The 12,271-nt window shown below is 66.8% G+C and carries 11 protein-coding genes; 4 read left to right on the top strand and 7 right to left on the bottom strand.

What is annotated here, in order from left to right; all coding sequences use genetic code 11:
* Positions 1 to 200 precede the first annotated feature (200 nt).
* The 5 genes from ileS to RMP06_RS17160 form a co-directional block, all read right to left on the bottom strand.
* Positions 201 to 3,089 (bottom strand): isoleucine--tRNA ligase, encoded by a 2,889-nt coding sequence (ileS, locus tag RMP06_RS17180; protein WP_310463016.1) that lies wholly within the window; start codon positions 3,087 to 3,089, stop codon positions 201 to 203.
* A gap of 79 nt (positions 3,090 to 3,168) precedes the next feature.
* Entirely contained in the window at positions 3,169 to 4,191 is a 1,023-nt protein-coding gene (locus RMP06_RS17175) for a bifunctional riboflavin kinase/FAD synthetase (RefSeq protein WP_310463015.1), read from the bottom strand.
* Positions 4,192 to 4,210: 19 nt separating this feature from the next.
* A complete protein-coding gene (locus RMP06_RS17170; RefSeq protein WP_310463014.1) occupies positions 4,211 to 4,948 on the bottom strand; it encodes a 16S rRNA pseudouridine(516) synthase in 738 nt (245 codons plus the stop codon).
* Between the two features lie 49 nt (positions 4,949 to 4,997).
* A complete protein-coding gene (locus tag RMP06_RS17165; RefSeq protein ID WP_310463013.1) occupies positions 4,998 to 6,116 on the bottom strand; it encodes an acyl-CoA dehydrogenase family protein in 1,119 nt (372 codons plus the stop codon).
* Positions 6,117 to 6,142: 26 nt separating this feature from the next.
* Positions 6,143 to 7,345, bottom strand: a complete 1,203-nt coding sequence (locus tag RMP06_RS17160; protein ID WP_310463012.1) for an acyl-CoA dehydrogenase family protein — start codon at positions 7,343 to 7,345, stop codon at positions 6,143 to 6,145.
* Positions 7,346 to 7,525: 180 nt separating this feature from the next.
* Here RMP06_RS17160 and RMP06_RS17155 point away from each other — a divergent pair, with 180 nt between their 5' ends.
* The gene (locus RMP06_RS17155) at positions 7,526 to 8,080 is read left to right on the top strand and encodes a hypothetical protein (protein ID WP_310463011.1); all 555 of its coding nucleotides are present in this window, start codon (positions 7,526 to 7,528) and stop codon (positions 8,078 to 8,080) included.
* A gap of 35 nt (positions 8,081 to 8,115) precedes the next feature.
* On the opposite strand, the gene RMP06_RS17150 is transcribed toward RMP06_RS17155, so the two are convergent.
* Entirely contained in the window at positions 8,116 to 8,604 is a 489-nt protein-coding gene (locus RMP06_RS17150) for a YajQ family cyclic di-GMP-binding protein (RefSeq protein ID WP_310463010.1), read from the bottom strand.
* 53 nt (positions 8,605 to 8,657) lie between these two features.
* Between RMP06_RS17150 and murB the strand changes: the two genes are divergently transcribed.
* Positions 8,658 to 9,677: a UDP-N-acetylmuramate dehydrogenase gene (murB, locus tag RMP06_RS17145; protein ID WP_310463009.1), complete on the top strand. Its 1,020-nt coding sequence runs from the start codon at positions 8,658 to 8,660 to the stop codon at positions 9,675 to 9,677.
* Between the two features lie 17 nt (positions 9,678 to 9,694).
* Here the strand turns inward: murB and RMP06_RS17140 are convergent, their stop codons facing one another.
* Positions 9,695 to 10,252, bottom strand: coding sequence for a septal ring lytic transglycosylase RlpA family protein (locus RMP06_RS17140; protein WP_409050192.1), 558 nt, complete (start codon positions 10,250 to 10,252; stop codon positions 9,695 to 9,697).
* Between the two features lie 137 nt (positions 10,253 to 10,389).
* Between RMP06_RS17140 and RMP06_RS17135 the strand changes: the two genes are divergently transcribed.
* Both RMP06_RS17135 and RMP06_RS17130 read left to right on the top strand, forming a co-directional pair.
* On the top strand, positions 10,390 to 10,983 hold the full coding sequence (locus RMP06_RS17135) for an FxDxF family PEP-CTERM protein (protein WP_310463008.1): 594 nt from the start codon (positions 10,390 to 10,392) through the stop codon (positions 10,981 to 10,983).
* Positions 10,984 to 11,360: 377 nt separating this feature from the next.
* The gene (locus RMP06_RS17130; RefSeq protein WP_310463007.1) at positions 11,361 to 11,969 is read left to right on the top strand and encodes a PEP-CTERM sorting domain-containing protein; all 609 of its coding nucleotides are present in this window, start codon (positions 11,361 to 11,363) and stop codon (positions 11,967 to 11,969) included.
* Positions 11,970 to 12,271 lie beyond the last annotated feature (302 nt).

The following is a 12,271-nucleotide window of genomic DNA, read 5'->3' as shown; positions in this document are numbered from 1 at the left end:
GACCCCCTGGCTCTCAGCGCCTTCGTGTAGGGCGACCAGTTCTTCGTCGTGTACTTCTTCTTCGCCGGCTTGCTCATCCCGTCAGCCTACCTCACCGCTCGACCACCGGCCGGCTGGGTGGGTTGTGCAACAAAGCCGTTCCGTGTGACAAAAAAACGGGCGCCATCGGCGCCCAATCAATCTGATCAAAGACTGAGTTCTTACGCGACCAGCCGGTTCTCGCCAGTTCCATGCAAGTTGCTGTCACACCTTCCACAAATCGTCGGATGCTCAGGATTCACCCCCACATCCCCCCGGTAATGCCAGCACCGCTCGCATTTCACCGCCGAACTCGCCGACACCGTGATCTGCCGCTCCTCGCCGACGGCCAGACTCGCCTCTGACGTGATCAGCACGAACTTCAGGTCATCCCCCAGCGACGCCAGCACATCGAATTCCCCCTGCGGCGCCGTGATCTGAACAGTGGCCTGCAGCGACGACCCGACCGCGCCCCCGCTGCGCACGTTCTCGATCTCCTTGTTCACCGCCTCGCGCACCGCCCGCACCTGCGCCCACTTCGCCAGCAGCGCCTCGTCGGCCGTGCCCAGGTCGGCGTAGGTCTCGAAGAAGATCGACCCCTGTGACGCGCCACCCGCGAAATGCCCCCACGCCTCTTCGGCCGTGAAGCTCAGGAACGGCGCCATCCAGCGCAGCATCGCGTTCGTGATGCGCCACAGCGCGGTCTGCGCCGAGCGGCGGGCCAGCGACTTCGGCGCGGTCGTGTAGAGCCGGTCCTTCAGCACGTCGAGGTAGAACGCGCCCAGGTCTTCCGAGCAGTAGACCTGCAGCTTCGACACCACCGGGTGGAACTCGTACACCTGATAGTGCGCCAGGATCTCCGCCTGCAACTGCGCGGCGCGGGCCAGCGCGTAGCGGTCGATTTCCAGCAGATCGGCGTCCGCCACCAGATCCACCGCCGGATCGAAGTCGCTCGTGTTCGCCAGCAGGAAGCGCACCGTGTTGCGGATGCGGCGGTACGCATCGACCACGCGGGCGAGGATCTTGTCGTCGATGTTCAGGTCGCCCGAGTAGTCGGTCGAGGCCACCCACAGCCGCACGATCTCGGCGCCGAGCTTGTTGCTCACCGTCTGCGGCTCGACCGTGTTGCCCAGGCTCTTGCTCATCTTCAGGCCCTTGCCGTCCGTGGCGAAGCCGTGGGTCAGCAGGCCGCGGTACGGCGCGCGGTCGTACAGCGCGCAGCCCAGCAGCAGCGACGAGTGGAACCAGCCGCGGTGCTGGTCATGGCCTTCGAGGTACAGATCCGCTTCCGGGCCTTCGGTGTGGAAACACGGGCCGGGGTAGGCGTGCGCGTGGCTGCCGCGCAGGACGTGCTGGAAGGTCGAGCCGGAGTCGAACCAGACTTCGAGGATGTCGGTGCTCTTGGTGTAGTGCGGTGCGTCCTCGGCGCCGAGGATCTCTTCTACCGTCACGCGGCTCCACGCCTCGATGCCGCCGCGCTCCACGATGTCCGCCGCCTGATCGACGATCTCCATCGTGCGCGGGTGCAGCTCGCCCGAGTCCTTGTGCAGGAAGAACGGCACCGGCACGCCCCACGACCGCTGCCGCGAGATGCACCAGTCCGGCCGGTTGGCGATCATGTCGCGCAGGCGGGTGCGGCCGTTCTCCGGGTAGAACTGGGTCTGGTCGATGGCGTCGAGCGCGAGCTGGCGCAGCGTCTTCGGCGCCTTGTCCTTGGTGAACACGCCGACGCCCTCGTCCATGCGCACGAACCACTGCGCCGCCGCACGGTAGATCACCGGCGTCTTGTGGCGCCAGCAGTGCGGGTAGCTGTGGGTGATGGCTTGCGTGGCCATCAGGCGCTCGTGCTGGCGCAGCGTGTCGATGATGACGGGGCACGCCTTCCAGATGTTCAGGCTGCCGAACAGGGCCAGGTCTTCGGCGTACTGGCCGTTGCCCTGCACGGGGTTCAGGATCTCGTCGTACTTCAGGCCGTGCGCGATGCAGGAGTTGAAGTCGTCCACGCCGTAGGCCGGGGCCGAGTGGACGATGCCGGTGCCGTCGCCGGCCGTCACGTAGTCGGCGAGGTAGAGCGGCGACAGGCGCTGGTAGCCGGCGTCCACGTCGTGCAGCGGGTGGCGGAAGTTCAGACCGCGCAGGTTCTCGCCGGTCGCCGTGGCGATCACTGTGCCGTCGAGCTTGTAGCGTTCCAGGCACTTCTCGACCAGCGACTCGGCCAGCATCAACACACCCCGCGGCGTGTCCACCAGCGCGTAGACGAGTTCCGGGTGCGCGTTGAGCGCCTGGTTGGCGGGGACGGTCCACGCAGTGGTGGTCCAGATCACCGCAAACGCTTTCTTCGCCTCGGGCAGCGCGGCGAGGCCGAACGCGGCGGCCAGCGCGGCGCCATCGTTGGTCTCGAAGGCCACGTCCAGCGTGTCGCTCTTTTTGTCCGCGTACTCGATCTCGAACTCGGCCAGCGAGGAGCCGCAGTCGAAGCACCAGTACACCGGCTTCAGCCCCCGGTAGACGAAGCCGCGCTCGATCACGCGCTTGAACGCCCGCAGCTCGCCCGCTTCATTCGCGAAGTCCATCGTCCGGTACGGCCGCTCCCAGTCGCCGAGCACGCCCAGGCGCTTGAAGTCCTCGCGCTGCTGGTTGATCTGCTCGGTGGCAAAGGCGCGGCTCTTGGCCTGCATGTCGTCGCGGCTGAGCTTGCGGCCGTGCAGCTTCTCGATCGCGTTCTCGATCGGCAGGCCGTGGCAGTCCCAGCCGGGGATGTACTGCGCGTCGAAGCCGCCGAGCTGGCGCGACTTGACGATCATGTCCTTGAGCACCTTGTTCAGCGCGTGGCCGATGTGGAGCTTGCCGTTGGCGTAGGGCGGGCCGTCGTGCAGCACGAACAGCGGTTGCCCCTGGCGGGCGGCGCGCAGGCGCTGGTAGAGGCTGCTGCCCTCGGCGCTGTCGTTCCAGTCCTTGACCCAGCCGCCTTCGCGCTTGGGCAGGTCGCCGCGCATGGGGAACGGGGTGTCGGCGAGGTTGAGCGTCGCGCGGTAGTCGGTGGGGGACGCGGGAGAGGTCGAATCGGTCATGGCCACGACGCGCCGGGCAGGGCGCGTTCCTGAAGAAATAGGACGGGAGAAGAAGGAAGAACGCCGGCGAACGCGGCGTTCAAATTCGGTCGCGCGTGGTCTGGCGACGGTCGGCGGCGTGGGTGTCGAACCACGCACGCGCGTTCACCACGTCCTGGCGGATCGCGGCGGTGAGGGCGTCGAGTCCGTCGTAGCGGGCCTCGTCTCGCAGTTTGTGCAGTAGTTCCACGCGCACGAGTTTACCGTAGCCCCCTTCGCGCCCCAGCTCGGCCGGCCAGTCGAGGCAGTGCGTCTCCAGCAGGATGCGCCCGGCGTCCTCGATGGTCGGCCGCACGCCCAGGCTCGCCACCCCGTCGATCGCCTGATCGGTCAGCCCGTGGACGCGCACGATGTAGATCCCCGCCGCCGCCGAGCGACTGAAGGGAAAGCGCAGGTTCAGCGTGCGGAAACCATCGTCGCCGCCCTCGGTCGAAGCGCCCAGACCGCGCCCGAGCTTGCGCCCATGCGTCACATGGCCGCTGATGCTGTAGGGCCGGCCGAGCAGCTCGGCGGTGCGCGCCATGTCGCCCCGCGCCAGCGCCTCGCGGGTGGCGGAACTCGACACGCGCAGCCCGTGGACCTCGTAGCTCATCATCCGCGCCACGTCGAAGCCGGCCACGTCGCCCGCCGCGTCGAGCATCGCGTAGTCGCCCGCCCGCTTGGCGCCGAAGCGGAAGTCGTCGCCGACCAGCACGTAGCGTGCGCCCAGTCCACCGACCAGCACGTCGTCGATGAAGGCTTGCGGCGACTGGCCGGCCAGCCGCCCGTCGAAGCGCATCAGCACCACCTGATCGACGCCACAGCGTTCCAGCTCCTGCAGCTTGTCGCGCAGCGTGGCGATGCGTGCCGGCGCCTTCTCGGGCGTGCCGGCCTTCAGGGCAAAGAAGTCGCGGGGATGCGGCTCGAACGTCATCACGCAGCTCGGCAGGCCGCGGTGTCGCGCCTCGTTGATCAGCAGAGCGAGCATGGCCTGGTGGCCGCGGTGCACGCCGTCGAAATTGCCGATCGTCAGGGCGCAGGCGGGCGCCAGATCGGGGTGGTGGATGCCACGGAAAATTCGCATGTCGTGTCGTGGCCGGAACTCAGATGTCCTGGGGGTCGATCCAGCACCACTGCCCCGGCGCCAGTCCGTCGGGAACCGTGATGCGCCCGAACGAGCGGCGGTGCAGCGACTCGACGTGGTTGCCGACGGCGGCCACCATGCGCTTGACTTGGTGGTACTTGCCCTCGGTCAGCATCATGCGCAGCGTGCACTCGCCCGTCGCCTCGCATTCCTCGGAGCGCACCGGCACCGGATCGTCGTTGAGCACCACCCCGGCGCGCAACTGCTGCACCTGCTCGTCCGTCACCGGGCGGGCGCAGGTGATCTCGTAGACCTTGTCGACGTGCTTTTTCGGGTGCGTCAGCTTGTGGATCAGCGCGCCGTCGTCGGTCAGCAGCAGCACGCCGGTCGTGTCCTGGTCGAGCCGACCGACGGGCTGCACATCGCCGCCGCTGCGCCAGCGCAGTGGCGGCGGCAGCAGCGTCATCACGCTCGGCCAGTGCTTGGGCTTCTGCGAACACTCGTAGCCGGTCGGCTTGTTCAGCATCACCACGGCGAACTCGCGCCACGGCCAGTCACGGCCCTCGACGTTGAGCACCAGCCCCTCGGGCGAGACGGCTTCATCGGGATCGTCGGTGACACGGCCGGCGATCGACACCAGCCCGTTGAGCACCAGCCCGTCACAGTCGCGGCGGGTGCCGAAGCCTTGCGTGAACAGCGCGTGCGACAGCGTGATGTCGCGGGCGGCGGCGGATTTCTTGGAGGATTTCTTCGACATGAGGCCGCCAGTGTAGGACGGCCCCGTTCCGGCGCGTGGCGGGCTGTCGTCAGGCGAACACGCCCGCCGTGTCCTGCATGCGTGCGCTGACCTCGCCGAGGTGGTGCAGCGTGTCGCCCCACTGCAGTTCCATGCAGGTCAGCCGCTTGAAGTAGTGGCTGCCGACGTACTCGTCCGTCACGCCGATGCCGCCATGCAGTTGCACGCACTGCTGCCCGACGAAGCGCGTCGACTGGCCAAGCTGCACCTTGGCCTGCGACACGGCGCGGCGGCGCACGTCTGGCGCGTCGCCCAGCCGCAGCGTGGCGAGATAGCTCATCGAGCGGCCGAGTTCGAGCTGCATCTTGCAGTCCGCCAGCCGGTGGCGCAGCGCCTGGAAGCTGGCGATGGCCACGCCGAACTGCTTGCGCGTGTTCATGTAGTCGGCGGTGAGCTTCACGAGGAACTCCATCGCGCCGACCGCTTCCGCGCACAGCGCCGCGGTGCCGACATCGGCCGCGTGTTCGAGCACGGCCAGCGCGTCGGTGTCGGTGACGAGCGTGGCGGCTGCCGTGTCGAAATTCACCTCCGCGGCCCGGCCACCGTCCTGCGTCAGGTAGCCGCGGCTGGTCACGCCGGCAGCGGCATGTTCGACCAGCCAGAGGCCCAGCGTTTCGCCCGCTCTGGCGCTGACGATGTAGGCGTCGGCGGTGTCACCCACTGGCACGAGGCTTTTCACGCCGCTGAGCGTCCAGCCGTCGCCGGCCTGCGTGGCGGTTGTGGCGACGCGGTCGAGCCGGTAGCGCGAAGCCCGCTCCTGCTGCGCGAGCACGACCCGCGCCTCGCCCGATGCGATCTTGGGCAGCCACGCGGCCTGCACCGCTTCGGGCGCTGCAGACAGCAGGGTCGGCGCCACCAGCGCGGCGGCAGCGTAGGGCGCGAGTACCAGCCCGCGGCCGAGTTCCTCCATCACGATCATTGCCTCGGTGGCGCCCCAGCCCATCCCGCCGTGCGCCTCCGGCACCGCCAGCCCGGTCAGCCCGAGGTCGGCCAGCGCCTGCCACACCTCGCGGCTGTCCCCGCCCGCCTTCACGATGGCGCGGTGCTGCTCGAAGCCGTGGCCCTTGTTCACCCACCGCCGCACCGCGTCCCGCAGTTGTTCCTGGTCGTCGCTGAAATCGAAGTCCATGTGTGTCTCCTGGTCCGGGCCGGGGGTCAGCCGAACAGCGTCTGCGCGACGATGTTGCGCTGCACTTCGTTGCTGCCGCCGTAGATCGTCGTCTTGCGGTAGTTGAAATAGGTCGAAGTCAGCGGCGCACAGTGGGCCGCGCCGCCCGGCCACAGCCCGCCGAGCGCCTGATCCCCTTGCCAGCCCGCGTCCATCGCCTCGTGGATGAACGGCAGGCTGTACGGGCCGCCCGCCAGCATCATCAGCTCGGTGTAGCGCTGCTGGATCTCGCTGCCGCGGATCTTCAGCAGGCCGGCGATGTCCAGCGATTTCTTGCCCCCACGCTCAGCCGACAGCACCCGCAGCACCATCATCTCCAGCGCCACGATGTCCACCTCCAGCAGCGCGATCTGGTCGCGGAACCGCGGGTCGCCGTCCCACAGCCCCTCGGCCTTGGCGATGCGCTTCAGGCGCTCCAGCTCGCGCTTGGCGCGGTTCACGTCGGCGATGTTGGTGCGCTCGTGGGCGAGCAGGTACTTGGCATAGGTCCAGCCCTGGTTTTCCTCGCCGATGAGCTGGTCGGCCGGGACTTCCACGTTGTCGAACCAGACCTCGTTGACCTCGTGCTCGCCGTCGAGCGTGATGATGGGCCGCACGGTGACGCCGGGGGACTTCATGTCGATCAGCAGGAAGCTGATGCCGGTCTGCGGCTTGCCAGTGGTGCTGGTGCGCACGAGGCAGAAGATCCAGTCGCCGTACTGGCCGAGCGTGGTCCAGGTCTTCTGGCCGTTGACGACGTAGTGGTCGCCGACGCGCTCGGCGCGGGTCTTGACGCTGGCGAGGTCGGAGCCGGAGCCGGGTTCCGAGTAGCCCTGGCTCCACCACACGTCGCCGCTGGCGATGCCGGGCAGGAAACGCGCCTGCTGGGCCGCGTTGCCGAAGGCCATGATGACGGGCGCGACCATCACCGGCCCGAACGGGATGACCCGCGGCGCGCCGGCCAGGGCACATTCCTCTTCGAACAGGTGGCGCTGCACCGCGTTCCAGCCCGGCCCGCCAAACTGCGTCGGCCAGCCCCAGCCCAGCCAGCCCTTGGCGCCGAGAGTCTTCGCCCAGCGCTGCAGGTCGTCGCGGGTCAGGCGCAGGGCGGCGTGGACCTTGGTCGAGATGTCTGCGGGAAGACTGGTCGCCACCCAGTTGCGCACTTCGGTGCGAAAAGCCAACTCATCGTCGGTGAAATTCAGGTCCATGGCGCGTGTCTCCTGGCGGTGTTCTGCCCGGTTTTTTAGCACGGGGTCCGCAGAGGGCTTGTCCCAGCAGTGACAGAGCGGCTCGGCTCGGCTCAAGTCCGCCAGGACACTGCCGAAGGAGTGCCGTGGGGCGCCGGGTTCAAGTTGAAGCGGCGGCCTGTTGCAGCCAAGGTCCGTCGCATGAAAAAGTCCATCACCTTTGTGAATCCCCATTTCTACCGGCGTGTCGATGTACGTGTCGGCCCCGACCCGCTGCTGTTCCTGGTGGGCGCGGCGGCCACGGCTGTCCAAGTCTGGGCGATGCTCAGCGGCGAGAGCGTGCCGTGGACCTGGTGGGCCGGTGCGGCCGTTCTGGCGCACGCGCGCCTGTGGCGCCACACGCTGACGTTGCCGGTACTGGGCTCCATCGCGCTGGCGCTGATGTCCTCGGGCATGTCGATGCCCATCAGCGCGCTGGCGATCAACAAGATGGTGGCGCAGCGCTACCGCCACGCGGGCTGGAAGATCCGCAACACGGACGGTGAACTCGGCGAGTATTCGTCGCGCTTCCTGGCCGTCGACGAACTCGGCTTCAGCGAAAGCGACCTCATGGCGAACGTGGTGCGCAAGCACCTGAAGGACGGCGTGCTCGACGTGCGCGACGACTACACCCCCGTCACGCCGATGCCGGCCCGGCCGCGTCCGGTGGCCACGGCGCCGATCCGCACACCGGACCGCCCCTACATCAGCCTCTGAGGCCGAGGCAGGGGGCGGGTGCCTGGCGCCTGTGTTCAGTCACGGAAGTTGTTGAAGCTCAGTGGCGCCTCGGTGATCTCCTTGCGCAGCAGGGCCATCGCGGCCTGCAGGTCGTCGCGCTTGGTGCCGGTCACGCGCACCGTGTCGCCCTGGATGCTGCCCTGGACCTTGAGCTTGCTTTCCTTGAGCGCCTTCTGGATCTTCTTGCCCAGGTCGCCCTCGATGCCGGCCTTGACGATGACCTTCTGCTTGAGCTTGTCGTGGCTCATCTTCTCGGGCTTGGCCGTGAGGTCGAGGAAGCGCACGTCCACGCCGCGCTTGGCCATCTTGCCCAGCAGCACATCGGTGACTTGCTGCAACTGGAAGTCGCTGTCGGCGTAAAGGGTCAGTTCCTTGTCCTTGTGCTCGACGCGCGCATCGCTGCCCTTGAAGTCGAAACGGGTGCCGATTTCCTTGTTGGCCTGGTCGAGGGCGTTGCGAACTTCCGTCAGTTCGGGTTCAAGCACGGTGTCGAAGCTGGGCATGGTGTTCTTTCGGTGAATTCGAGGTTCTTGGGGGTTTGGGCGAAAATTCTGCCATGCGCATCGAAACTGCCGTCAATTTGCGGGCCTGGAACACCTTCGGCCTGCCCGCCACCGCCCAGACCCTGGTCCACATCGAGGAGGATGCCGACGTGCGCCGCGTCGTGGACCACCCCGAATTCGGTCGCGCGCCCAAGTTCATTCTCGGGGGCGGCAGCAACATCGTGCTGGCCCGGGACGTGACGGCATGTGTGCTCAAGATCGAGATCATGGGCCTGCGCGTCGTCGAGGAACGGGCGGATGCGGTCATTGTCGAAGCCGGTGCCGGCGAATCCTGGCACCGGTTGGTGGCCTGGACGATCGAGCAGGGGCTGGGCGGGTTGGAGAACCTCGCCCTGATCCCCGGCACGGTGGGCGCCGCACCGGTGCAGAACATCGGTGCCTACGGGTTGGAGCTGGCCGATCGACTCGAATCGCTTGACGGGATCGACCTGGTGACTGGCCGCGGCTTCACGCTGGACCGGCGCCTGTGCCGCTTCGGCTACCGCGACAGCGTGTTCAAGCATGAACTGGCGGGCAAGAGTGTCATCACCCGGGTGCGCCTACGGTTGCCGCGGCCGTGGCAGCCGGTGCTGGGGTACCTCGACCTGCAGCGCAAGATGGAAGAAACCGGCACCGTGCAGCCGGACGCACGCCAGATCTTCGACTGGGTCTGTGCCATCCGCCGTGCCAAGCTGCCCGATCCGGCGGTGATCGGCAACGCGGGCAGCTTCTTCAAGAACCCGGTGGTCACGCCCGAGCAGTGCCGCGACATCATCGCCCGCGACCCGCATGTCGTGCACTACCCGATGGACGACGGCAGCTTCAAGCTCGCTGCCGGCTGGCTGATCGATGCCTGCGGCTGGAAGGGCAAGTCGGTGGGCGGCGCGGCGGTCTACGAAAAGCAGGCGCTCGTGCTCGTCAACCGTGGCGAGGCCCGCGGCGCCGAGGTGATCACGCTGGCCCGGGCGATCCAGGAGAGCGTGTACGGCCGTTTCGGCATCCGGCTGGAGCCGGAACCGATCGTGGTGGGCTGACCACGGCGACCGGGCGGTCACCGCTGCCAGTCGCCGCTGCGGATGGCAGCGTGTGTCAGGCGCTCCACCTCGACGGGCGAAACCGCATGCGACACCCCCAGGCGGACCGCCGCGGCCAGTGACAGGTCGATGACGCGGCCAGGCGAGAACGGGCCGCGGTCGTTGATGCGCACGATCACCTCGCGGCCATTGGCGGGGTTGCGCACCCGCGCATAGCTCGGGATGGGCATGGTCGGGTGTGCGGCTGTCATCGCGTACATGTCGTAGCGCTCGCCGCTGGCGGTCGGCAGGCCGTGGAACTTGCCGCCGTACCACGAGGCGAGACCCGATTCGCGGACCTCGGCGTCGGTGGTGATCGGTGTGTAGCTGCGGCCAAGCACGGCGTAGGGCTTGTTCGGACCGCCAGCACGCAGCGGCTCGACACGGGGTCGGGCGTCGGGCACCTGCAGCAATTCGGCATGCGGGATGCGGCCGCTTTGCTTGTCTGGCGTACCGGCACATCCGGCCAGCAGGAGGGCCAGTGTCGCGGCGATCAGGGGCCCGCGGCGGCCCGGTCTCGGCCAAATGGGGTGCATGGGACTTGATCCCTTGTTCAAGGGGTTGATGGGCGCAGTAGTGGAAAAAATGAACAAATGCGGGGTAACCTTTCGGTACCGGACTGCCCGAATGAGGGGGCAGTCTGGGAATCACACTTCATACCATTGGGGAAAACATGCAAGTCTCTAAAATTTCTCTCGCCGTCACCTTGGCCCTGACCCTCGGCAGTACCGCCCAAGCTGCCGTGGTCGGTCTCGACGACGTGTCGTTCGAATCCTATGCCGCTGGCGCTCTGATCGGTTCGGCCGGCGCCTGGTCGTCGGAAGGCACGATGACCACCGCGCAAGGCCCGGTTGGCGCCTACACGGGTCAGCGCTTCGCCTTCCTGAACGACGGCGACCGTCTGGTCCAGAGCTTTTCGGTGGACACGGTTGGCACCTACACCGTGAGTTTCTGGGCGTCGGGCGAAGGCCGCTCGCGCCTGTTCGATTCGGACGATGTGGCCGCGAACCTGTTCACCTCGCCGGTGGCTGTCTCCAACGTCAACCCGGTCAACTATGGCGCCGGCTGGCACCAGGTGCAGTACTCCTTCAACACCGGCCCCATCATCGGCAGCAATTCCTACCACCTGTACCTGTCCGGCTTCGGCTCGGGTTTCTCGGTGGATGCCATGTCCGTGTCGGCTGTGCCGGAACCCGAGTCCTACGCGATGATGCTCGCCGGCCTGGGCGCGCTGGGCCTGATGGCTCGCCGTCGCCGCGCACGCTGATCGACCTGCCTTCGCGGTTCCGCCGGTTCCTTGCAGAACCGGCGGAACCGTGGTGTCAAAAGCACCGGTTTTCGGTGCTTTTTTTTGGGAAATGCAGTCATGCCCCTGAAGTCCGGGATTGTGTTTTTTGTGGCATGAGCAATGGTCCCGTTGTAATGCCAGTGTTGCACCGTGATTCGTGGAATACGACGGGTATCCGGCGCCATTTCTGAAAAAATCACCCGTGTTCAGGGGGTTTGCGGCATTTGTCCAACCTGTATCTGAAGGGGCCGCGGTAATCTGAGCAGGTGGAAATGCTGGACGCGAGAAGACAGGTCACTTGTCTGAGGGGCGAATTCAGCAGGGCCGCTTCTTTCACCTCATACCGGGAGCATTTAATGCGCAAGACTTTGACCGCTATCGCCGCTGGCCTTCTGCTGGCCGCCACGGGTGCCCATGCCAATCTGGTGACCAATGGCACGTTCGATTCGCCCGATATCTCGACGGGTTCTTTCTCGACGGTGACGTCGCTGTCTTTTTCGGACCTGAACTGGGGTTTCTACAGCGGCGGCTCGGGCGTGACCAAACTGGTCGACAACGGTGGTAACCAGTTCGCCCAGATCGCTTCAGGCGACATCCTGTACACCTCGTTCAGTGTGGCTACGTCGGGCCAGTACAACATTGGCTTCGATTTCCAGGGCAGCGGCCTGTGGGGCCTGACCGGCAGCAGCTGGTCGCCGGAAGTGGTCGCTCCGACCTACCTGACTCCTTCGGCGGGCTGGACCTCGGCCACGGGCGGCCCGGTTGCGCTGGTGGGGGGGGACTCCTACAAGATCTACTTCGGCAGCATGGTCACCCCGCCGCAGTTCTACTCCACGCTGAGTCTGGACAACGTGTCCGTGTCGGCCGTGACGCCGGTCCCGGAACCCGAAGGCTACGCCATGATGATGGCCGGCCTTGGCGCGCTGGGTCTGATGAGCCGCCGCCGGATGCGCAAGGCCGCCTGAGCATCTGTGAATACCGGTGAACCGGATTTTCCGCTGCAACGCCCTACGGGGCGTTTTTTCTTGCCTGGCCCTTGTTCGCGGGCGCGCAGACAGGGGGGTGCGCGCAAAGGGTGAATGAATATCTCACGGAGTTTTATGGATTACTGCTCCGTATTTTTGATGCAGGGCTGTTCACTGCTGAAGCACCCCCGCATAGCCGAGCAGGCGGTCAAGCGAGAGGGCATTGCGCCAAAGCGCCTGGGCGATGTTGCGCTCGCCATTGCTGCGCAGCAGGTTCAGCGCGAGGTGGCGCAGACAGGCGA

This window comes from Sphaerotilus sp. (genome assembly GCF_031429695.1).
Classification (GTDB): Bacteria; Pseudomonadota; Gammaproteobacteria; order Burkholderiales; family Burkholderiaceae_C; genus Sphaerotilus.
This window is presented reverse-complemented; position numbering and strand designations above follow the sequence as displayed.